The organism is Flavobacterium notoginsengisoli (assembly GCF_042686225.1).
GTDB classification, from domain to species: Bacteria; Bacteroidota; Bacteroidia; order Flavobacteriales; family Flavobacteriaceae; genus Flavobacterium; species Flavobacterium notoginsengisoli.
The window spans coordinates 264,949-288,706 of record NZ_JBHUOT010000008.1 but is presented as its reverse complement, the minus strand read 5'-3'; the positions used below and the strand labels follow the sequence as shown (position 1 = coordinate 288,706).

20 protein-coding genes are annotated in these 23,758 nt (G+C 33.2%); 16 read left to right on the top strand and 4 right to left on the bottom strand.

Features of this window, described 5'->3' with window-relative positions:
• The first annotated feature begins 91 nt into the window (after positions 1 to 91).
• The 5 genes from ACFS3A_RS18570 (at position 92) to ACFS3A_RS18550 (ending at position 8,384) form a co-directional block, all read left to right on the top strand.
• Complete coding sequence (locus ACFS3A_RS18570) at positions 92 to 4,621, top strand: translocation/assembly module TamB domain-containing protein (RefSeq protein WP_379827061.1); 4,530 nt, start codon at positions 92 to 94, stop codon at positions 4,619 to 4,621.
• A gap of 310 nt (positions 4,622 to 4,931) precedes the next feature.
• A complete protein-coding gene (gene pfkA / locus ACFS3A_RS18565) occupies positions 4,932 to 5,918 on the top strand; it encodes a 6-phosphofructokinase (RefSeq protein ID WP_091492971.1) in 987 nt (328 codons plus the stop codon).
• Between the two features lie 94 nt (positions 5,919 to 6,012).
• On the top strand, positions 6,013 to 7,017 hold the full coding sequence (gap, locus tag ACFS3A_RS18560) for a type I glyceraldehyde-3-phosphate dehydrogenase (protein WP_379827060.1): 1,005 nt from the start codon (positions 6,013 to 6,015) through the stop codon (positions 7,015 to 7,017).
• 130 nt (positions 7,018 to 7,147) lie between these two features.
• The gene (locus ACFS3A_RS18555) at positions 7,148 to 7,999 is read left to right on the top strand and encodes an N-acetylglucosamine kinase (RefSeq protein ID WP_179004949.1); all 852 of its coding nucleotides are present in this window, start codon (positions 7,148 to 7,150) and stop codon (positions 7,997 to 7,999) included.
• Between the two features lie 10 nt (positions 8,000 to 8,009).
• A complete protein-coding gene (locus ACFS3A_RS18550; protein WP_379827113.1) occupies positions 8,010 to 8,384 on the top strand; it encodes a methylglyoxal synthase in 375 nt (124 codons plus the stop codon).
• Here ACFS3A_RS18550 and ACFS3A_RS18545 read toward each other — a convergent pair.
• Positions 8,365 to 8,745, bottom strand: a complete 381-nt coding sequence (locus tag ACFS3A_RS18545) for a RidA family protein (RefSeq protein WP_144219091.1) — start codon at positions 8,743 to 8,745, stop codon at positions 8,365 to 8,367. The two genes, ACFS3A_RS18550 and ACFS3A_RS18545, sit on opposite strands and share 20 nt — an antisense overlap.
• A 28-nt stretch (positions 8,746 to 8,773) precedes the next feature.
• On the bottom strand, positions 8,774 to 11,470 hold the full coding sequence (locus ACFS3A_RS18540; RefSeq protein ID WP_379827059.1) for a putative LPS assembly protein LptD: 2,697 nt from the start codon (positions 11,468 to 11,470) through the stop codon (positions 8,774 to 8,776).
• 82 nt (positions 11,471 to 11,552) lie between these two features.
• On the opposite strand from ACFS3A_RS18540, the gene ACFS3A_RS18535 reads away from it, so the two are divergent.
• The 9 genes from ACFS3A_RS18535 (at position 11,553) to ACFS3A_RS18495 (ending at position 19,550) form a co-directional block, all read left to right on the top strand.
• Complete coding sequence (locus tag ACFS3A_RS18535; protein ID WP_379827058.1) at positions 11,553 to 12,674, top strand: N-acetylmuramoyl-L-alanine amidase family protein; 1,122 nt, start codon at positions 11,553 to 11,555, stop codon at positions 12,672 to 12,674.
• 50 nt (positions 12,675 to 12,724) lie between these two features.
• Positions 12,725 to 13,690 carry an MlaD family protein gene (locus tag ACFS3A_RS18530; protein WP_379827057.1) on the top strand — a complete coding sequence of 322 codons (966 nt, stop codon included), beginning with the start codon at positions 12,725 to 12,727 and terminating at the stop codon, positions 13,688 to 13,690.
• 6 nt (positions 13,691 to 13,696) lie between these two features.
• Positions 13,697 to 15,034: a 4Fe-4S dicluster domain-containing protein gene (locus tag ACFS3A_RS18525; RefSeq protein WP_379827056.1), complete on the top strand. Its 1,338-nt coding sequence runs from the start codon at positions 13,697 to 13,699 to the stop codon at positions 15,032 to 15,034.
• Between the two features lie 82 nt (positions 15,035 to 15,116).
• Positions 15,117 to 15,908, top strand: coding sequence for a (Fe-S)-binding protein (locus ACFS3A_RS18520; protein ID WP_379827055.1), 792 nt, complete (start codon positions 15,117 to 15,119; stop codon positions 15,906 to 15,908).
• 80 nt (positions 15,909 to 15,988) lie between these two features.
• Positions 15,989 to 16,471, top strand: coding sequence for an ABC transporter ATPase (locus ACFS3A_RS18515; RefSeq protein ID WP_379827054.1), 483 nt, complete (start codon positions 15,989 to 15,991; stop codon positions 16,469 to 16,471).
• 123 nt (positions 16,472 to 16,594) lie between these two features.
• Positions 16,595 to 17,248: a hypothetical protein gene (locus ACFS3A_RS18510; RefSeq protein ID WP_379827053.1), complete on the top strand. Its 654-nt coding sequence runs from the start codon at positions 16,595 to 16,597 to the stop codon at positions 17,246 to 17,248.
• Positions 17,249 to 17,257: 9 nt separating this feature from the next.
• Positions 17,258 to 17,686 carry a hypothetical protein gene (locus ACFS3A_RS18505; RefSeq protein ID WP_379827052.1) on the top strand — a complete coding sequence of 143 codons (429 nt, stop codon included), beginning with the start codon at positions 17,258 to 17,260 and terminating at the stop codon, positions 17,684 to 17,686.
• Between the two features lie 279 nt (positions 17,687 to 17,965).
• A complete protein-coding gene (gene bshA, locus ACFS3A_RS18500) occupies positions 17,966 to 19,111 on the top strand; it encodes an N-acetyl-alpha-D-glucosaminyl L-malate synthase BshA (protein WP_289661536.1) in 1,146 nt (381 codons plus the stop codon).
• A gap of 16 nt (positions 19,112 to 19,127) precedes the next feature.
• Positions 19,128 to 19,550, top strand: a complete 423-nt coding sequence (locus tag ACFS3A_RS18495) for a protease complex subunit PrcB family protein (RefSeq protein WP_379827051.1) — start codon at positions 19,128 to 19,130, stop codon at positions 19,548 to 19,550.
• 181 nt (positions 19,551 to 19,731) lie between these two features.
• Here the strand turns inward: ACFS3A_RS18495 and ACFS3A_RS18490 are convergent, their stop codons facing one another.
• Positions 19,732 to 20,229: a hypothetical protein gene (locus tag ACFS3A_RS18490; protein ID WP_379827050.1), complete on the bottom strand. Its 498-nt coding sequence runs from the start codon at positions 20,227 to 20,229 to the stop codon at positions 19,732 to 19,734.
• A 142-nt stretch (positions 20,230 to 20,371) separates the two neighbouring features.
• Positions 20,372 to 21,193, bottom strand: a complete 822-nt coding sequence (locus tag ACFS3A_RS18485) for a UDP-2,3-diacylglucosamine diphosphatase (RefSeq protein ID WP_379827049.1) — start codon at positions 21,191 to 21,193, stop codon at positions 20,372 to 20,374.
• Between the two features lie 188 nt (positions 21,194 to 21,381).
• Here ACFS3A_RS18485 and aroC point away from each other — a divergent pair, with 188 nt between their 5' ends.
• The gene (aroC, locus tag ACFS3A_RS18480) at positions 21,382 to 22,440 is read left to right on the top strand and encodes a chorismate synthase (RefSeq protein ID WP_379827048.1); all 1,059 of its coding nucleotides are present in this window, start codon (positions 21,382 to 21,384) and stop codon (positions 22,438 to 22,440) included.
• Between the two features lie 52 nt (positions 22,441 to 22,492).
• The gene (locus tag ACFS3A_RS18475) at positions 22,493 to 23,755 is read left to right on the top strand and encodes a dicarboxylate/amino acid:cation symporter (protein WP_379827047.1); all 1,263 of its coding nucleotides are present in this window, start codon (positions 22,493 to 22,495) and stop codon (positions 23,753 to 23,755) included.
• Positions 23,756 to 23,758 lie beyond the last annotated feature (3 nt).

Here is a 23,758-nt window from a genome sequence, read left to right as displayed (position 1 = left end):
CTTTGTCTGTTCAAAATAAATTTAAAAGAAAACTAAAATTAAAGAAGCTATCAAAAAAGTAAAGAAAATAATATCCAGAACCCTAATTGGGTTGATTTTACTTTTGCTGGCACTTGCTATCATATTGTCGCTTCCTGTAGTTCAGACTCAGATTGCAAACTACGTTACAAAATCTCTGAATGAAGATTTTAAAGTAAATATCAGCGTTGAGAGAACAGCCATTAATATTTTTGGAGGAGTGAAATTAAAGAAAGTGATGATTTTAGACCATCATAAAAAGACTTTAATTTATTCTGATATTATTACTACAGACATTGCCAGCTTTAGCAGATTACTTGACGGAGATTTAATCTTTGGTGATTTACGCCTGACTGGCTTGATTTTTAACCTGAAAACATACAAAGGCGAGGATGAAAATAATATCAATAAGTTCATTCAGGCTTTTGAAGAAAAAAATGCTCAGCCAAAGAAAAAATCAACTAAACATTTCCTGTTAACAGCTAAAAATGGTTATATCGAAAAAGGAAGATTTTCTGTTGTTGATGAAAATAAGACAACACCTAAGTTCTTGGATTTCACTAAACTTAATGCCTATATCAGTGACTTTAAATTATACGGACCTGATGTAAATACAACAATTCATCGATTTTCTTTTATGGATCATCGCGGTTTGTATGTTTCCAATTTCGCCGGAAAATTCAGTTATACAAAAAAACAGATCAAAGTCGAAAATCTGGCGATTAAAACCAAAAGGTCTTCTATTTACGGTTTAGCGATCTTAAATTACAAACCATCAGACTTCCTTGATTTTACAGATAAAGTAAAGTTTAATGTGATGATCGATTCTTCTTCTATTGCAACAAATGATATTCGTCATTTTTATGATGGTCTAGGTAAGAATCAGCATTTTAAACTAAAAACAAAATTAGATGGTCCGTTGAATAATCTGACGCTTTCTAAATTAAGATTAAGTGATACAAACGGATCAAAAATTAACGGAATAATCAATTTCAGAAATCTTTTAGGCAGTAAAACGCAGAAGTTTTCTATGGATGGAAAGTTTGATAAACTACTTTCCAGTTATGATGATTTGGTGGTGTTGCTTCCGGAAGTTCTGGGAAAAAAACTTCCGATCGAGATGAAAAGAATTGGAAAATTCAATATTGTCGGAAAAGCAAAAGTTTCGACTACAGATCTGGAAACTGATTTTAAAATAGGAACAGATTTAGGAAACGGTCAGATCGATCTTCATATGAATAATATGGATTTTATTGATAAAGCGTCTTATTCTGGAAATATTATTCTAAATGCTTTTGATGTTGGAGCGGTTTTAAACCGAAAAGATATTGGTAAGACAACTTTAAACCTTGATGTTGATGGGGTTGGTTTTACAGAAAAGTATCTGAATACTATTATTAAAGGAGATATTTCAAAGCTGGATTATAATAAATACACCTATAATAATATAGTGGTTAACGGAAACTTTAAATTACCATATTATAAAGGGCAAATTACAGTAAATGATTCTAACCTAAACTTAAGTTTTGACGGTTTGCTGGATTTGAGTAAAAGAGAAAACCGTTATGATTTTCATATTAATGTAGAAAATTCAGATTTAAGAAAACTGAAATTGGTAAGTGATTCGATTTCTCATTTTAAAGGAGATGTTGTGGTTCAGGTTACCGGAAATTCTATCGAAAATCTTCAGGGAAATATCTTCTTAAAAGATGCTGAATATCAAAATCCTAAATCAAGTTATGTTTTTGATGATGTAACTGTAAGCTCAAATTTTGATGCAGATCGATTAAGAACCATAACAATTAGTTCGAATGATGTTGTGGATGGACAAATAGTTGGTAAATTCAGATTTGATCAGCTGGATAAACTAGTCATGAATTCGGTAGGAAGTTTATATACTAATTATAAACCGTACAAGGTTAAAAAAGGACAATTTTTACGATTTAATTTCCGTGTTTATGATAAAGTGGTTGAAATGCTTTATCCTGAAATTAATATCGATTCTTCTACAGTTGTAAGAGGGAAAATTGATTCTGATTTGCAAGAGTTTAAATTCCGTTTTAGATCGCAAAAAATTACAGCGGCTAAAAATACGTTCGATAATATACGTATCAACATTGATAATAAAAATGCCCTTTACAATGCCTATGTTGAGTTAGATAGTATTAAGACGCCTTATTATAAAATTCGTGATTTTAATTTAATTAATGTTACGGCAAAAGACACGTTGTTTGTTCGTTCTGAATTTAAAGGAGGGAATGAAGGGGAAGATTATTTCAATCTGGATTTGTATCATACGATTGATAAAAATAAAAATAATATAGTCGGAATTAAGAAATCCGAAATGAAGTTTAAAGATTATATCTGGTATCTAAACGAGGATGCGGAAAATGATAATCAAATTGTTTTTGATCAGTATTTTAAAAACTTTACAATCGATAACATTGTTTTATCTCATGAAAATCAGAAGATTGATTTGAATGGTGTAATCAAAGGTAAAGATTATAAGGATCTCGTGCTGAATTTTGAAGATGTTGATATTAATAAAATTACACCGGTAAATTCCAAATTTGTCTTTAATGGTAATTTAAATGGGAATGTCAATTATAAACAGAATAAAAATGTTTATCAGCCAACGGCATCGATAAAAATTGATCATCTTGTAATGAATAAGACAGAATTAGGAACACTTAATTTTGATATTTCGGGAGATGAAACTTTCAGGAAATTCACTGTTAATTCCTCCATTCAAAACGGTTTTACTGAGTCGTTCCGGGCAAACGGAAATTTTGCGATTGAGAACAAAGAGACTATCATGGATATGAGTCTAAAGCTCGAAGGGTTTAATCTGGCTACCTTAGGAACTATCGGAGGAGATGTTTTATCTAATATTCGTGGTTCGGTTTCAGGAAACGCTGCTGTTGTCGGAAATTTAAAAAAACCGGAAATTAATGGACGCTTATATGTCGAAAAAGCCGGAATGACAATTCCGTACTTAAATACAGATTACGAATTAAGTGACAGAACAGTTATTGACTTAACCAACGAAAAATTCCTGTTTAGAAACAATCAGCTGACAGATACTAAATACGGTACGAAAGGTTTACTGAATGGAAGCATAGAGCATAAAAATTTTGGAGACTGGAAACTGGATTTAAATATAACTTCTAAACGACTGGTGGCACTCGATACCAAAGACAGTGATGACGCTGCGTATTTTGGTACAGCGTTCATAAATGGATCGGCTAGTATCAGAGGTCCTGTGGAAAGTTTATTTATTAAAGTAGATGCGAAATCTGAAAAAGGGACAGAGGTTAAAATTCCAATTAATAATGTGCAAAGTGTAGGAGAGAGTAGCTGGATTCATTTTGTTACACCAAAGGAAAAATACAATCTTGCTAACGGAATTGTCGAAAAAACAAGAAACTACAACGGACTGGAGCTGGAATTTGATTTCGATATTACGCCGGATGCTGAAGTAGAAGTTATTCTGGATCGGAATTCCGGTCATGGAATGAAAGGAAAAGGATACGGATCGCTTTTATTTAAAATTAATACACTGGGAAAATTTAATATGTGGGGAGATTTCCAGGCGTATGAAGGAACCTATAACTTTAAATACGGCGGACTTATTGATAAAAAGTTTGCGGTTAAAAAAGGAGGTTCAATTATTTGGGAAGGAAACCCAATGCGTGCGCAGTTAAATCTGGAAGCAGTTTATAAAACTCAGGCGAATCCGGCAGTACTTTTAGATAACACTTCTTCATTCAATAAAAAAGTTCCTGTAGAAGTTGTGATTGGTTTAAGAGGAGATTTAGCAAGTCCGGAGCCTAATTTTGATATTCAGTTTCCATCGGTAAGTAGTGTGTTGAAGTCGGAAATTCAATATAAGTTAGATGATAAAGATATTCGCCAGACACAGGCTTTGTATTTATTGTCTACAGGTTCATTTATGAGTACCGACGGATTTAGTCAAGGAGATTTCTCTGGAACATTGACAGAAACTGCATCAAGTTTGTTGGGTGGCATTATAAAATCAGATAATGATAAAGTTAATATCGATTTAAATTACATTGCTGCAGACAGAAGAATGGGGCAGGAAGTTGATGGTCAGTTTGTGGCTAATATTTCTTCGCAGGTTAATGAAAGAATCACCATAAACGGTAAATTGGGGGTACCGGTTGGAGGTGTAAATGAATCTGCAATTGTGGGAGATATTGAAATTCTGTATCGTGTAAATGAAGATGGTACAATGAATCTTAGATTGTTTAATAAAGAAAATGATATTAATTATATAGGACAGGGAATAGGTTATACACAAGGTGTCGGTATTTCTTATGAAGTAGATTTTGATACTTTTAGCGAATTAGTGAATAAACTATTTAAAAATCATAAAATAGAAAAAGCGATCAAAAATTCTTCTGATGATCTTCAGGATTCTTATCTTCCTGATTATATGAGCTTCTCAAATAAAAAAGAATCGGATAAAAATAAAAAGAAAGCAGAGAAAGAACAGGAAAAGAAGAAAAAAGAAGAAGAAAAGAAAAAACATCAGGAACCTCACAATAACCAAGGAGTAATTCCTGACGACAACGATTATTAACACTTTGTTAAAAATATACATTTATAAAACCATTATTCTCATAATGGTTTTTTTTGTGCTAAATTAGGGGCTCTAAAAAAGAATTTTGCGATTGCAACGAAAATCCGATTTTTATAACACTTCATTTGGGTATTGTTAATTTTGATGATTTAATTAAAAAACTGGCCTTTTATTATTTTAAATGAAATTTTTACCATCAAAAAACTTATTAACGAAAACGTTTGAATTTAACATATTTTATTAATTTATAATAAACATAACGAGAAAACTGGTGAATGTTTGCTAATTTTACAACTTTAATACTTAAATAATGTCAAAAACAATAAAAAAAGTAGGTGTTCTTACCTCAGGAGGAGACTCACCAGGAATGAATGCTGCAATACGATCAGTTGTTCGAACATGTGCTTATCATAATATAGAATGCGTAGGGATTTATAGAGGGTATCAAGGAATGATCGAAGGCGATTTTAAAGAAATGGGCCCTCGAAGCGTTAATAATATTGTAAATAAAGGGGGAACGATTTTAAAATCGGCTCGTTCTGTAGATTTTAGAACGCCGGAAGGCAGAAAAAAAGCTCACGAAAACCTTTTGAAAGCTGGAATTGATGCTTTGGTTGTAATTGGTGGAGACGGAAGTTTTACCGGAGGACTAATCTTTAATTCAGAATATAATTTCCCAGTAATAGGAATTCCTGGTACAATCGATAATGATATTTACGGTACAAGTTTTACACTTGGTTACGACACTGCTTTGAATACTGTTGTTGACTGTATTGATAAAATTAGAGATACTGCAAGTTCACATAACCGTTTGTTCTTCGTAGAGGTTATGGGTAGAGATGCAGGTCACATCGCACTTAACGCCGGAATTGGTGCAGGTGCAGAAGAAATTCTTATTCCTGAAGAAGATTTAGGATTAGATCGTCTTTTAGATTCACTGCAAAAAAGTAAAGCTTCAGGAAAATCATCAAGTATTGTTGTTATTGCTGAGGGAGATAAAATTGGTAAAAACGTATTCGAATTAAAAGATTATGTTGAGGCTAATTTACCTGAATACGACGTTAGGGTATCTGTTTTAGGACACATGCAACGTGGTGGTTCTCCATCTTGTTTTGACCGTGTTTTAGCTAGCCGTCTTGGTGTAAAAGCTGTAGAGTCATTATTAGAAGGAAAATCAAATTATATGGTTGGTCTTAAAGAAGATAAAGTGATTTTAACGCCGCTGGAACAAGCTATCAAAGGGAAATCAGAAATTGATAGAGAATTATTAAGAGTGTCAGACATTATGTCTACATAACCCAATATAAAAAGTTTAAAAAGAAGAGAAGTTTATTGTGAGGAAATTAGACTTTGAAATAGTGTAATAAAAACAAAAGCAAAAATTTAGTAAAATGTCAAAAGTAAAATTAGGAATAAACGGATTTGGACGTATCGGAAGAATCGTTTTTAGAGAGTCTTTCAATAGAGATAATGTAGAGGTTGTAGCAATCAACGACTTATTGGATGTTGATCACTTAGCTTATTTATTAAAATATGATTCAGTTCACGGACGTTTCGACGGAACTGTAGAAGTTAAAGAAGGAAAATTGTATGTAAACGGAAGAAATATCCGTATTACTGCTGAAAGAAATCCTGCTGACTTAAAATGGAACGAAGTTGATGTAGATGTTGTTGCTGAATGTACTGGTATTTTCACAACTGTTGAAACTGCAAATGAGCACATTAAAGGTGGAGCTAAAAAAGTAATTATTTCTGCTCCTTCTGCTGATGCTCCAATGTTTGTAATGGGAGTTAACCATGAAACTGCTAAAGCTTCTGATTTAGTTGTTTCTAACGCTTCTTGTACTACAAACTGTTTAGCTCCTTTAGCTAAAGTAATCAACGATAACTTTGGAATTGTTGAAGGTTTAATGACTACAGTTCACGCAACTACTTCAACTCAAATGACTGCTGACGGACCTTCTAGAAAAGACTGGAGAGGTGGACGTGCTGCTGCAATCAACATCATTCCTTCTTCAACAGGTGCTGCTAAAGCGGTTGGAAAAGTTATTCCTGAATTGAATGGAAAATTAACAGGTATGGCTTTCCGTGTTCCTACTGCTGACGTTTCTACAGTAGATTTAACTGTAAAAGTAGCTAAAGAAACTTCTTATGAAGAAATTATGGCTGTATTGAAAAAAGCTTCAGAAAACGAATTAAAAGGTATCTTAGGATATACTGAAGATGCAGTTGTTTCTCAGGATTTCATCTCTGACAAAAGAACATCTATTATCGATGCTGGTGCAGGAATTGGTTTAAATTCAACTTTCTTCAAATTAGTATCTTGGTATGACAATGAGTACGGATACTCAAGCAAATTAATTGATTTATCTGTTCATATTGCAGGTTTAAAATAATAATATATATTTTTGCAAAATCCCGTTATGTAAGTAACGGGATTTTCTTATTTTGTGACCTCTATAATTAATGTAGAAATTACACTTTTAAATTAAATATAGAGAAACCTAATCCCAAAAACTAAACGAAATGAAATTAATAGTTGATAGTGGATCTACTAAAGCCGATTGGATTGCAATAGATGATAATGGAAAAGTATTATTCACAACACAAACTTTAGGATTAAATCCAGAAATTCTTGACGGACCGGAAATTATTTCAAGATTAAACGACCGTTTTGATATTTTACAAAACAAAAAAAATGCAACGCATTTGTTCTTTTATGGAGCAGGATGTGGAACAGACAGAATGAAAGAATATTTGAAACAAGTCTTTCAAGAGTATTTTACTAACGCAATTGTTGACGTTCAGGAAGATACTTATGCTGCTGTTTATGCTACAACTCCAAAAGGGCAGGAGGCGATTGTTTCTATTTTAGGAACAGGATCTAACTGTAGTTACTTTGATGGAAAAGTATTACACCAAAAAGTTCAGTCGTTAGGATACATCGTTATGGATGACTGCAGCGGAAATGTTTTTGGAAAAGAATTAATTAGAAAATACTATTTTAATAAAATGCCTAAAGAATTGGCTGTTGAGCTTGAAAAAGAGTACGACGTTGATCCGGATTTTATTAAAAATAAATTATATAAAGAGCCAAATCCAAATGCTTATTTAGCAACTTATGCTAAGTTTTTAATTAAGCATAAAGACACAGAGTTCTGCAGAAAAATTATTTTCAAAGGAATGAAATCTTTCGTTAAGAATTATATTAAACAATTCGACAACTGTAAAGAAGTTCCGGTACATTTTGTAGGTTCTATTGCTTTCTATTTGAAAGACGAATTACAAGAAACATTTGATAAATATGAACTTCAATTAGGGAATGTTTTAAGAAGACCTATTGATGGATTAATTGCATACCATGTCGCTAATCAATAGTTCTGGTTTTATGGAAATTGCCATTATCGCTCATGATGGAAAAAAAGCAGATTTAATTGATTTTTTAGTCAAAAATGAAGCTGTTTTGCACAATGAAAAGATAAGGCTGATTGGTACAGGAACTACGGGAGGAAAAGCTGAAGCAGCAGGGTTTAAAACTCAGAGAATGCTTTCAGGTCCTCTTGGTGGTGATGCGCAGATTGCCGGAAGAGTAGCAGAAGGAATTACACAGATGGTTTTCTTTTTTAAAGATCCTTTGTCAAGTCATCCGCATGAGGCAGATATTAATATGCTGATTCGTGTTTGTGATGTGCATAATGTGCCGCTGGCGACTAATGAAGCAACGGCACAATTATTATTAGATGCTATTGCACAGCAATTATAGAAATCTCAACATTTACATTTTTTGGCAAACAAGCCACTTGAACCGTTTCACGAGCTGGAGCGGTTTTTTCGTTAAAATAAGATCCGTAAACAGTGTTGATAGCTCCAAAGTTATTCATGTCCATAATGAAAATAGTAGACTTCACTACATTTTCAAAAGTCATTCCTGCTGCTTCAAGAATTGCAGCGATGTTTTTCATAACCTGGTTTGTTTCGTCGTTAATATTGTCTGTAATCAATTCTCCGGATTCAGGATTGATTGCAATTTGCCCGGAAGCATAAAGAGTGTTTCCGGATAAAACAGCTTGATTATAAGGTCCGATTGGAGCCGGAGCTTTCTCTGTAAAAATGATTTTTTTCATAATGAAAGTATTTTGGTTCGAGAGTAGCTTATCGGTTTGAAACGCTTCGTTTGTTCCATTTAATATCGCTAAGCATACCAGATTTAATTCCGATAAAGAAATTCCAGTTTGAGTTTGTTCCAAGAGGTTGCCAGTTAAAAGCCATTCTCCAGCTTAGCAAGTCTCTTTCAAAACGGAATTGAGTAAAAGTAACTCCTTTTTGGACAAAATCATAACCGGTAGAAACACCGCCTTTCCATTTTGGCGTGATATCCGTATTGATGGAAATCATAAGCGAGTTTCCTGAAATTTGGTTTTGCCTGGTTGTATTGGAGTATGTTAATGAATAAGCTAATGTCATATCCCATGGAATTTTTGAATTGAAAAACTCGGTAATTACATCTTCTTTTTCAGGCTCGTTGGCAAACTGACTGTTTCTGCTGTCATTTAAATCAGTATTCGTTCCAAACAAGTCATCACTTCGTCCTCCATTCCGTTGACTTTGTGTGTTTTTTTCTTTACCGGTTCCTTTGTTTGAAAAGGAATAGTTGACTGTTACGTTGGCGCTTGTTAACCTAAATAAACTGCCTCCATTGTCTATATTGTAAGTGCCTATTTTGTTATTACCACTGTCAAGTGCATAAGGGTCAAGGGTAGCTCCAAAGTTCATGTTCATTTTATTGTCAAAAAACTGTGTTCCGCCACTTACTAAAACTGGTTGCCATGCAAATGTTGATTTTCCATCCGCATTGAAGTTATAACTTGTGCTAAAGTTCAGGTTATTTAACAGCATTATTTTCTTTGGCTCTGTTTTAGTACTGTCTCTGTCTCTTACTTTAGCTTCAAAAGTATTACTCAGGGCAAAACCAACGACGTTGGAGTTCTCTTTTCCGGGTGCCCCAAAAAGACCATTTTCAAAGCGTGTGTATTCGGATGTTATTGTTCCTGTTGCATCAACTCCATAAGTATCGTAGTAACGCTCAAAACTTGGTGTGTAGGAATAAGTTATACTTGGACGCATAACGTGTCGTATGGACTGAATTCTTTTGTCTTCTCCAAAATTGAAAGTTCCATAAATGGTTGTCCCTAAATTCGTGCTGAAATTATAAGTTCTGAAAGAGTCAAATCCATTTACCGTTTTGTCTGTTGCTTTTCCTTCAGTAGGATCGTAACTTTTAGAAATTGTTTTGTTTACCCAGGTTTCCTGATAAGTTGTTGATGCTCCTGCACTAAAATATTTAAAGATTTTAAAGTTGGTGCTAAGGGGTATAGTATGTTGCATTCCTAATTGGGCATCCTGAAACATTTGTGGTTTAAAGAATAAGGAGTCTTTAGTCTTAAAATAGTTTTTTCCGCTTACGTTATATTGTAAGTTAATGTTTTTGATTAATCCCTTTTTTACGCCATTTTTTCCAACAAAAGGATATACACGGTCAATACTTCCCTGTAACGACGGAAGTGTCATAATGATGTCTTCTGTCTGAGTGTTTTGGCTATGGGTTGCAGATAGTGCAATACGAGAGCCTGGAATAGTGTTAAAGGTTTTGTTGTAATTGATAGACGAACTTAAAGTGTTATTTAAATTCGATCCAATATTAGCCTGGTTGATGGATTGCTTAAAATATTTACTACTACCCATGTTTACCGATGCTGAGAAACTTGAATTCGGATTTGATTTTGTATCTTTAGAATGTGACCACTGAATGTTATAAATACCTTGTTTAGAATAATCAGGATAACCACGTTCACTGCTAATCAGGTTTTCAAAACGAATATTTACATTTCCACGATATTTATACCTTGTAGCATAAGCCGATTCAAAGCGCATGGCATAACTTCCGTTTGTGTAGTAATCTCCAAGTACGGTTAGGTCATAATTATCACTAAGAGCAAAATAATATCCTCCATTTTGAAGAGAGAAACCTCGGGTATTTGAATCGTTATAACTTGGAATAATAATTCCTGAAACACTTTTTTCCTGACTCATTGGGAAATAGGCAAAAGGAAGCGCCAATGGAGTAGGGACATCAGCAATTACCATATTGGTTAAACCTGTGATTACTTTTTTACCAGGAATAAATTTTACTTTATTAGTCTGGAAATAATATTCAGGATGGTCTACATCTGTAGAAGTTGTGAATCGGGCCCCTTTTAAGAAATATACAGAGTCATTTTCTTTTTTGGTAACGGCAGCCTTGATTTTAAATTCGCCTTGTTCAGTTCTGGAATTATAAATTAAAGCTTTTTTAGTTTTGAAATTAAAACGAATTGAATCTGGCTGTACTTCACTTGAGCCTTGTTTGAAATTCGGATACTGTGTTAAAACACCTGAAGAGTCTTTTATTCTTCCTGCATAAACTTCATCTTTTTCATAATTAAGAACAATTATACCCGATTTTAATTCAACATCTTTATAGTATAATTCAGCTTCATTATATAAAGTAATCAGTTTTTTCTTTTGATCAATTTTAGCATAATCCTTTGCCTTGTATCTGACTTTTCCATCCAAAAAAGCCTTTTTTGGTTTAACAGTATCAAGTTTTATAGTGTCGGTAAGTGTAGGGGCTTCCTTATCTGTTTGTTTTACAGCAGGTAAAGGCTTTTTTTTGTTTTTTATTTCTTGCGAATATAAATTACCACAACCTATAGTTAGGAAAAATGATATTAAAACGATATTAAATAAGTTTGTATGCAAAGGTTTAAATGCTATTTTTGTAAAATTATGGCGTGTTTTTTGACATGTCAAACTTACATATAATTTTTTGGCAAAAATAATCAATTCTAAAAATTATAACAGCTGCATTTTATTAAAATTAACTTTTAGATTTATGAATAGAATTAACAAATTTAAGGTAATATTTACTTTATTTCTAATATTCCTGTCTTTTTATGCTCATAGTCAGTCCAATGTGTTTAAGGTAACTCTTGATGCAGGACATGGTGATCATGATTTTGGAGCGGTTTACAGTGGCAGGATTGAAAAAAATATTGCTTTAGCTATTGTTTTAAAAGTGGGAAAGATTTTAGAGCTTAATCCAAATGTTAATGTAATTTATACTCGTAAAACAGATGTTTTTGTAGATTTGGTTGAAAGAGCCAATATAGCAAACAGAGCAAATTCAAATATTTTTGTTTCCATTCACTGTAACGCCAATAAAAATACTGCAGCAGATGGAACCGAAACCTATGTGATGGGTTTAAGTAAAGTTGCTTCGAATCTTGAAGCTGCGAAAAAAGAGAACTCTGTAATTACCTTAGAGAAAGATTATAAACGTAAATATGAAGGTTATGATCCGAATTCTCCGGAATCAATGATTGGAATGACATTGATGCAGGAAGAATATTTGGATAATAGTATTTCTTTAGCTACTAAAATTGAAGATAATTTTGAGAAATTAGGGAAAAAACTTCGTCAGGGAGGTGTAAAACAAGCACCTTTTATGGTACTTCATAAGGCATACATGCCAAGGGTTTTGGTAGAAACAGGTTTCGTATCAAATCCGGCAGAAGGGAATATCCTAAATTCAGAAGAAGGACAGGATGATATAGCTAAAGCAATTGCAGAAGCAATCCTGAGTTATAAAAGAGAATATTTTGGTTCAGGAGGTGAGGCAGATGATAGTCGGCCCATAAAAGATACAACCCCTACAAAACCTAAAACAACCACTCCGGTTGCGGTAATAAAAAATGCACCAAAAGGGACATTTTTTAAAGTGCAGCTTATTGCGAGTATTAAAAAAACACCATTGGAACCAAAAAACTTTAAAGGACTGAAAAATGTATCAATGGTATTTGAAAATAATATTTATAAATATTTCTACGAAGAAACTACCAGTTATGAAACAGCGCAAAAATATTTGCAAGAAGCTAAAAGTAAAGGGTATGGCGCAGCATTTTTAGTTGCAACTAAAGACGGAGAAAAAATCAGCATCCAGGACGCAATTAAATAATAAGCCCAAGTTCGAATATTTATATTAATTTTGTACAAACACTTAGAATTTTGAAACTAACAAGAGAAATTAAAACGGCTATATTAGTCATCGTATCGATTTTATTATTTATTTGGGGATATAGCTTTTTAAAAGGCAAAGATCTTTTTACAAATTATAAAGTATTGTATGCTGAATATGATAATGTTGAAGATTTATCAGCATCAGCGCCAGTAACACTTAATGGACTTAATATTGGTAAAGTAAGTAAAATTACTATTAACGAAGTAACAGGGAAATTATTAGTGGAATTTCAATTAAAAACTGATTTTCCAATTTCTAAAACCAGTACTGCATCATTGTATTCTCCAAGTTTAATTGGCGGAAAACAAATCAAGATTGTACCAAATATGGCCGATAAAGAATTAGCGGAAGACGGACAGACTTTGGCATCTAATGTTGAACTTGGACTAACAGAATCTTTAGGAGGGAAAATTGAGCCAATTCAGCAAAAACTGGATAAAATGCTTGTGAACATTGATGTTCTGGTTACAGGATTGAATAATACTTTGGATAAAAACACTCAGGAAAATCTAAAGAAAACCATTGCTGAGTTAAGCCAGACTATGACTCAGTTTCATAAAGCTTCAGGTAGTCTAAATACTATTTTAGATACTAACAAAGGACAGATTAACGGAATGGTTTCCAATTTTAATAAAGTGTCAAACAACTTTAATAAAATTTCTGATTCTTTAAACAAAGCAGATTTAGGGAAAACAGTTCGTAACTTAAACCGGGTTTTAGCTAAAGTTGATGGTTTAATGACTAATTTGAATTCAGGAAAAGGTACGGCTGGAAAATTATTAAACGATGAAGCTTTGTATAATAACTTAGCAAAAACTTCAAAAGAGCTTGAATTGTTATTGCAGGATGTGCGTCTTTATCCAACCCGTTACGTAAATGTTTCCCTTTTCGGAAAGAAAAATAAACCATACGTAGCACCAACAGAAGAAACAAACTCAACAGATAAAAAATAATTATAAATGAGTTATTTAGATAATATTTTATTCGCAATACTTCTTATAGTAGGTTTCGGTTTTTTTGCAGCGAGCGTAAAAAAAATCATCCGAAACATTAATCTGGGAGTAGATGTAGATCGAAAAGATAATCCTAAAGCTCGTTGGAAAAACATGGCTTTGATTGCTCTAGGGCAGTCAAAAATGGTGAGACGCCCTGTTGCTGGAATACTACATATTTTTGTATATGTTGGTTTCATAATTATTAATATTGAATTGCTTGAAATTATTATTGATGGACTTTTCGGGACGCATAGAGTTTTTGCGCCTTATTTGGGTGTTGTTTATGATGTTCTGATTGCTTCATTTGAGATATTGGCTATACTTGTAATTTTTGCAGTTACCGTTTTTTGGATTAGAAGAAACTTTATTAGATTAAAACGTTTTATACATTCTGATTTAACTGGTTTTCCAAAAAGTGATGCCAATTATATTTTGTATTTCGAAACTGTTTTAATGATTCTGTTTTTATTGATGAATGCCACCGATTTGCATTTGCAAAATGTTCCGGGAGGTTATTCCCATTTTCATAAAGCAGGAAGTTATCCAATAAGTCAATTCATTGCACCAATTTTTAATGGTACGTCTAATGAACTAGTTGGACTTTTGTTTGAAGTTTTCTGGTGGTTGCATATTGCAGGTATTTTAGTTTTTATGAACTATTTGTATTTTTCAAAACACCTTCATATACTTTTAGCGTTCCCAAATACTTATTTTGCAAACTTAAAACCTGAAGGACAGTTTGATAATTTAGAATCAGTAACAAAAGAGGTTAAGTTAATGATGGATCCAAATGCAGATCCGTTTGCTGCTGCACCAGTTGATGAAAATGCTGCTCCGGCTAAATTTGGGGCTAGTGACGTTCAGGATTTAAACTGGGTCCAGTTGTTAAATGCGTATACTTGTACAGAGTGTGGTCGTTGTACTTCTTCCTGTCCTGCAAATCAAACAGGAAAAAAATTATCTCCACGTAAGATTATGATGGACACAAGAGATCGTTTAACTGAGGTAGGAAAAAATATTGATGCCAATAAAGGTGTTTTTGTCCCGGATAATAAATCACTTTTAAATGATTATATTACTCCGGAGGAACTTTGGGCTTGTACATCTTGTAATGCTTGTGTAGAAGAATGTCCTGTAAATATTAGTCCATTGTCTATTATTATGGATATGCGTCGTTATCTGGTTATGGAACAAAGTGCTGCTCCAATGTCATTAAATGCCATGATGACCAATATTGAAAATAATGGTGCGCCTTGGCAGTATAGCCAACAAGACCGATTAAACTGGAAAAACGAGAATTAGTTTTTAATTCACGATAATAAATTGAGAATTCAGATTTCAGAATAAAATTTGAAACTTTAAACTTTAAACAAAAGAGAGAGAAATGTCAGAAAGTTTAGTAGTGCCAACAATGGCAGAAATGCTTGCCGAAGGAAAACAACCAGAAGTTTTGTTTTGGGTAGGTTGTGCAGGAAGTTTTGATGATAGGGCAAAAAAGATTACTAAAGCATTTGTTCGAATTTTAAATCGTACGAATGTTTCTTTTGCGGTTCTGGGTACAGAAGAAAGCTGTACTGGAGATCCCGCAAAAAGAGCCGGTAACGAATTTTTATTTCAGATGCAGGCGATGATGAATATTGAAGTTCTGAATGCTTATGAAGCAAAGAAAATTGTTACAGCTTGTCCACACTGTTTTAATACACTAAAGAATGAATATCCTGAATTGGGAGGAAATTACGAGGTTATTCATCATACAGAGTTTTTGAAATCATTAATTAATGATGGACGATTAACTGTTGAAGGAGGACAGTTTAAAGGAAAGAAAATTACTTTTCACGATCCATGTTATTTGGGAAGAGCGAATAAAGTTTATGAAGCACCTAGAGATCTAATTGAAAAACTGGATGTTGAATTAGTTGAAATGAAACGTTCTAAGGCAAACGGTTTATGTTGTGGAGCCGGTGGAGCCCAAATGTTTAAAGATGCTGAACCAGGAAACAAAGAAGTTAACGTTCTTCGTACTGAAGATGCTTTAGAAACTAAGCCGGATATTATTGCCGCAGGTTGTCCGTTCTGTAATACTATGTTGACAGACGGAATTAAACATGCACACAAAGAAGGTGAGGTAAAAGTGATGGATGTTGCGGAGTTAATAGCAAATGCGCAAGATTTGTAAAAAAGATGCTAAGGTTCTATGATGCTAAGTTTTTTAACTTGAAACCTGAAACAAAACAAACAAAATAAACAAAAAATAAAATGTATATACCTTTTGAAAATTTACCAGGTGAATCCAGAGTCTGGATTTATCAATCGAACAGAAAGTTTTCTGAGGAAGAGTTTTCTGAAATTGAAACTGACTTAAAAGCTTTTGTTGAACAATGGGCTGCACACGGCACAAGTCTTGAAGCTTCATATTTATTAAAGTATAACCGATTTATTATATTAGCTGTAAATCAGGATGTCCAGGCAGCAACAGGTTGTTCTATTGATAGCTCCGTTGAATTTATCCAGAGTTTAGAGAAAAAGTATGACGTTGATTTATTGGATAAAATGAATGTTACTTTTAAACTAGGAGAACATATTGCACATAAACCATTAATTGATTTCAAGAAAATGGTAAAAGATAAAGCGGTAACCGGAAATACAATTGTATTTAATAATCTGGTTACGAATATTGAAGAATTTAATGATGCTTGGGAAGTTCCTGCTGCTGATAGTTGGCATAGTAGATTTTTCTAAGAGAAAATTATAGAATAAAAAAGGCATGAAATTTAGTTTCATGCCTTTTTTTATTTTAGGTAGGATTTTAATTGTTAATTGAGTATTATTGTTTTTCAAAACCTAATAGATAGTTTAAATTTTATGAAAGAAGAAATTAAAATAATAGCTGGTATTTCGGCTAAATCAAGTTTGAAATGGTTATTCGTAATGATAAGCGGAAATGTATTTACAGTAATCTGTTTTTTAATGATTCTTTTTCAAAATGCCGATTTTGCCGGAGGCGGACACGGAAATGCGTATGCTTTTATAACAGGTTTGTTCTTTAATAATATTTGTGGGTTTATTTTATTTGCCGGAGCACCTATTTTTGCCTTTTTATATTTTCTGATTGCCAATAAAGCTGCAATCCAACAGATGATTTATTTAACATGGAAAAATAAGACTTTCGCAGACTATATTGATGCTAAAGTAATTCTTTTGACAGATAAATTAGTAGGAGCAAATCACTGGACAAGTGCAATGTCTAACGAATCAATGTTGAGATTAAAGTTGTTGGAGGCAAATAAAAATGATAAGGAAACTTCGAGGATTAAAAAGAAGATTATTAATTATCTGTTCCAAAAAATTAAATTGGACGATGTAGATTTTAATAAAGAAGATTTAAAATTGTCGGGGATAGTTTCTCTGAAAATAAATCAGTTTATTTCTGAAGCAGTCGAGCCTTCATTGTTGTTTTTTTGGCTGTTGTTATTGTTGCAAATCGTTTTGTTTGTTGTAGCTCAGTTTTTTAATTAAGATTTTTTGATGACAAATTATGATTCGGCTTTCCGTTGGATGAAAGTTAAAAACGGAAGATTACATTTTGCTAGTATAGAATTAGATATTCAGAAGAATGATTTTGAGAATAAAATCGTAGACGACTATTTAGTGAACGGTTTTAAAAATGATTCAGAAGGAATAAAACCTTGGAAGAAAGGATTAATAAGAGGTTTAGAATTTACGCTTTCAAAAAGTTCTAATTTTTGGACAATTGTTATAAAAGAGCTTCAAGCACCTGTGTTAGATTCTAATCCTGCTATTATTGGTTATACTGCGATATTGGCTTTTATTGAGAAAACAAAAATCATAATAGATGAAGATGATTTGCGTAAAATTGAACTTTTTGTTTATGAGAGCTGGAAAGGGAGCAATGCTGATAAAGTTCCAAATTTTAATAAATTGATTTTTGAATAATATGAAGCTGAAAGTTTTTAAAAAGTTGTAGAGTTTTGTTTTAATTATGAAAATGAAAAGTCCTAATCTAGCCCCGATGGAAGCGGCATCCTTTTTCTGGCTTCTTTAGACAGAAAAAGATATAGCGGACAGCGGGACGACTGGTCCTTTTGACCGAAACAGCACTGCTCCTAAAAATATTTATTAACTGGAATTAATCTAATTTTGTCAAAAATCTAACAATTTAAAAGCTTATTTAAATGTGATTTTTGAGTATTTTCGTAGAATTAAATTTAATCCATGAAAATAGCAATTGTTTGTTATCCTACTTTTGGAGGTAGTGGTGTAGTAGCCACGGAGTTAGGTCTCGAATTAGCCAGAAGAGGACACGAAATACACTTTATTACATATAGTCAGCCGGTAAGACTGGCACTTTTAAATCCGAATGTTCATTATCACGAAGTAAATGTTCCGGAATATCCATTGTTTCATTATCAGCCTTATGAATTAGCGTTATCGAGCAAGTTGGTCGATATGGTGAAATTGTATAAAATTGAATTGTTACATGTGCATTATGCGATTCCGCATGCCTATGCAGGTTATATGGCGAAACAGATGCTTAAAAATGAAGGAATTAATCTGCCAATGATTACTACACTTCACGGTACAGATATTACTTTGGTTGGTAATCATCCTTTCTATAAACCTGCGGTAACTTTTAGTATCAATAAATCAGATTATGTAACTTCGGTTTCGCAGAGTTTGAAAGATGATACCCTGAAGTTGTTTAAGATCAAGAATAAGATTAAAGTGATTCCGAATTTTATTGAGCTGGATAAAGTCAAAAAAGATCCAAGCGCACCTTGCCATCGTTATGTAATGGCAAATGAAAACGAAAGAATCATTACGCATATCAGTAATTTTAGAAAAGTAAAACGTATTCCGGATATCATTAAGATTTTTTATAATGTTCAGAAAGAAATTCCAGCTAAATTAATGATGGTTGGTGATGGGCCTGAAAAAGAAAAAGCGGAGATTTTATGTCAGGAATTAGGAATTTTAGATAAAGTGATTTTCTTTGGTAACAGCCATGAAATTGATAAAATCCTTTGTATGACGGACTTGTTTTTACTACCTTCTGAAACTGAAAGTTTTGGTTTGGCGGCGCTTGAGGCGATGGCTTGCGGTGTTCCGGTAATTTCAAGTAATTCGGGTGGATTACCTGAGGTAAATTTTGATGGTTTCTCAGGATATTTGAGCAATGTAGGAAATGTAGAAGAAATGGCTGAAAATGCTTTGAAAATATTGAAAGATGATAAAGTATTGAATCAGTTTAAAGCAAACGCTCTGGAAGTGGCCAGAAAGTTTGATATTAAAAATATTCTGCCTAAGTATGAAGCTTTGTATCAAAAAGCGGTTGATGATTATAAGTACGAAAAGCACTAATTTTAAAGGAAGATAAATGAAAAAAGTAATTTCGATTTTAGTAGTTTTTGTTTTAGTTTCATGTGGAGTGAAGAAAGTTGAAAGTTCAAACGCCTTGTATGAAGTTTTAACAAAACAGTCTGATGGAGGAGGTAATATTAAATTTTTCGAAATTTTGACTGAGCCGAACGAAATTAAAATGCTTGAAAATGATCCTCTTTTGGCTGACAAAATGAAAAATCCGAATGTTCATGATTATAATTATGTAATCTTAAATATGGGAGAAAAAAGCACCAGCGGTTATTCGATTGATGTCGAAAAAGTGGAAGAAACGGATAAGAATATCATTATTACCGTTAAAGAAAATAGTCCAGCAAAAGACGCTATGACGATGCAGGTTATTTCATATCCTTATACGGTTGTAAAAATTCATTCTAAGAAAGAGATTATTATTAAGTAATTAGTCCTTAATTATTAGTCTTGGATAAAGGGAGTTTAAGTTAAATGTCAGGCTGAGCGAAGTCGAAGCCCTTTTTATATATTATGGTCTTCGAGCTTTGCTGGAAGGCATTAGTTAAAAACAAAAAAAACCTGTCGCTTTAAACGACAGGTTTCTTTTTACAATTATTTTTTATTTTTATTTAGAATCTGAATTTAACTCCTAAACCAACGTCAAATCCAAAATTGTCATCGTCATAATATCCTGAACCAATTTCTGGTCTTGCATCTAAAGATAATGTAATTGGTACTTCACTAAATCTGTATTCGATACCAACGTCCCCGGCTGCAAATACATAAGTTCCGCTGTCTTTAAATCTGTTGTCATTGTAATGGTAGTTGTAATCCCATGCGGCTAAACCTCCACCAACACCAGCATACCAGTTAAAGCCTCCTTCAATGTTCCAAACCCATTGGTAAAGAGCAACTCCTTTAATAGCGTCTACATCTCTGCTGTTTCTCCAGCCTAAATCAAATTCAAGTCTGTTTTTTTGATTCAATCCTAATTGGTAGGACACTTCACCACCAAATCCGTTGTTGTCTCCTAAACGCAATCCTAATGCGTGTTTTGAAATTTCTTGTGATTGAGCCGTAAATGCTAAACCAAAAAGCATAATGGCAGATAATATTATCTTTTTCATAAAAATGGTTAAATTATTTTTTTCAAATGTATTATTACAGTTACACAGAGAACGTATAATATTTTTGAAAATTGTTATATAATTTACATTTTTGATTTATGAATACTACAATCTGCTTGTTTTGAAGGTTCTAAAAGTAAAATTATTTCAATATTATCGAAGATATTAATTGTGAAGTCAGAATGTCTTCCATTTCGAAAAGATTTTCTTCTTCTGTAAAGTTTGTAGCTTTATAAGAGAATAATTTCCAGCGTTTTTTGTGGTATTCGAGAGCGGTTAAATTTTCAACCCAATCCCCAGAATTGAGATATAAAGTTGATCCGTGTTTATTTTCTTTAGTTATAATTTTAGGTTCATGGATATGGCCACAGATAACATAATCGTAGTTTTTTTCGATTGCGAGGTCTGTTGCTGTAGTTTCAAAATCAGAAATAAATTTAACTGCTTTTTTAACGCTGGCTTTAATCTTTTTAGAAAAAGAATAAGGTTCGCGTCCTAGTTTTGCCAGGCACCAATTTGCAAATCGATTTATTAAAATTAAATAATCATAACCCAATCCTCCTAATTTTGCAATCCATTTAGAGTGTTGTACAGAAGCATCAAAGACGTCTCCGTGAAAAATCCACGCTTTTTTATCGTCTAATTCTAGAACTAATTTATCAACCAAAGCAAAATTTCCCATATTCATATCGCTGAATTTTCGAAGTATTTCATCATGGTTTCCAGTAATATAATACACCTTTGTTCCTTTAGAAGCCATTCCGATAATACGTTGAATGACTCTTAAATGCGCTTTTGGAAAATAAGATTTTCTAAACTGCCAGGCGTCAATTATATCACCGTTTAAGACTAAAGTTTTGGGTTTAATGCTTGAAAGATAGTTGTTTAGTTCTTTTGCATGACTTCCGTAAGTTCCTAAGTGAACATCAGAAAGAACGACCAATTCGACATTTCTTTTTTTCAATTTTTCTTGATTTGAAGTTTTACAAATTAAAGAAAATCCGAAGAGTTTTATTTTATCAAAAGGTTATGAAAATGCGGATAATTTTACCAAATTGTGATTTTTAATCGAATTAATGTTTAGTTAATAATACCAGTTTTAAATTTTTTAATTTAATTCATAAAACTTACATTTGCTCAAAACAAAATACAATGGCAGGAAATAGCTACGGCACCCTATATAAAGTGACAACATTTGGAGAATCTCATGGTGAAGCTTTAGGCGGCATTATTGACGGATGCCCTCCAGGAATACAACTTGATTTTGAAGCAATTGAACTAGATATGGCAAGAAGAAAACCAGGCCAGTCGGCGATTGTAACACAGAGAAAAGAACCAGACGCAGTTCAGTTTTTATCTGGAATCTTTGAAGGAAAAACTACGGGAACTCCAATTGGTTTTATTATTCCAAATACCAATCAAAAATCAGATGATTATTCACATATAAAAGATAATTACAGACCAAGTCACGCTGATTATGTTTACGATCAGAAATATGGTTTTCGTGATTATCGCGGAGGCGGAAGAAGTTCTGCAAGAGAAACTGCGAGCAGGGTAGTAGCCGGCGCAATTGCAAAACAAATGCTTCCGGAGATTAAATTCAATGCTTATGTTTCTTCTGTTGGTCCAATTCATTTAGAAACGCCTTATGAGGAATTGGATTTTTCTAAAATTGAAAGCAATCCTGTTCGCTGTCCAGATGAAAAATCGGCAGCAGTTATGGAAGAATATATTCGTGATATTCGTAAACAAGGTGATACCGTTGGTGGTGTTGTGACTTGTGTAATTCAAAACGTTCCGGTTGGTTTAGGAGAACCGGTTTTTGATAAGCTTCATGCTGAATTAGGAAAAGCAATGCTTTCTATCAATGCAGTAAAAGGTTTTGAATACGGAAGTGGTTTCCCTGGTGCTGAAATGAAAGGAAGTGAACACAATGATTTGTACAATTCTGACGGATCTACAAAAACAAATCTTTCCGGAGGAATTCAGGGAGGAATTAGCAACGGAATGGATATCTATTTTAGAGTAGCTTTTAAACCTGTTGCGACTATTATGCAGACACAGGACTCATTAGATAATAAAGGAAATATTACACCTATGACAGGAAAAGGACGTCATGATCCGTGTGTAGTACCTCGCGCAGTGCCTATTGTAGAAGCAATGGCAGCAATTGTTTTGGCTGATTTTTATTTGATCAACAAAACATATTAATAAAAGGTAAGACAGTGAGGGTCTTATATTTTAATAATCAAAAAATAAATTAATGCAAGAAGTTACAGAAACTAAAAAAAAATCATTTCTTTCAGGTTTAACGGGACAGATTATAATTGCGATGGTTCTTGGAGCTATTCTGGGAATTATATTGCACAACACCATTTCACCAGAAGCAGCACAGGCATTTAGCAGTAAAATAAAAATGCTTGCTACCATCTTTATCCGTTTGGTGCAAATGATTATTTCTCCATTAGTCTTTACTACTCTGGTAGTTGGAATTGCAAAATTGGGAGATATTAAAACGGTTGGAAGAATTGGAGGAAAAGCTATAGGATGGTTTTTTACGGCTTCGTTTATTTCTCTTTTAATTGGATTGTTTTATGTAAATATTTTACAACCCGGAGTTGGATTAAAACTGGAGCATGTTGATATGGCGGCAGCTTCTGAAGTTACAGGAAAAACACAAAACCTGTCTTTTGATAATTTCGTCGAACATATTGTGCCGAAAAGTATTGTCGAAGCAATGGCTACAAATGAGATATTACAGATTGTAGTTTTCTCTATTTTCTTTGGTTTGGCAGCAGCATCTTTAGGATCTACAGTAAAGCCAATTATTGGTGCTTTTGATAAGCTTTCGCATATTGTATTAAAAATGGTAAATTATGTAATGAACTTTGCTCCAATTGGAGTTTTTGGAGCAATTGCAGCTGTATTTGCTATTCGGGATGCGGAAGAATTGATCATTACTTATTTTAAATTTTTCGGATCGTTTTTAATCGGTATCAGTACTTTGTGGGCTATTCTGATTGCTGTAGGTTATATTTTCTTAAAGGGAAGGATGACAGAACTGTTAAGACGTATTACGGGGCCTTTGGCGATTGCTTTTGGTACAACAAGTAGTGAAGCTGTATTTCCTAAATTAACAGAAGAATTGGAAGGTTTTGGAGTAAAAGATAAAATAGTTTCTTTTATGTTGCCTCTTGGTTATTCTTTTAACCTTGACGGAAGCATGATGTATATGACTTTTGCCAGTATTTTTATTGCCCAGTTTTATAATGTACATTTGGATTTAGGAACGCAGATGGCGATGCTTTTGGTGTTGATGCTAACCAGTAAAGGTATTGCAGGTGTTCCGAGAGCGAGTTTGGTTGTTGTTGCGGCTACCTGTGGAATGTTTGATATTCCAATTGAAGGAATTGCTCTGATTTTGCCAATTGATCACTTTTGTGATATGTTCAGAAGTGCAACCAATGTACTTGGAAATGCATTAGCTACCTCTGTTGTAGGGCAATGGGAAGATGGTAAAGAATAATAC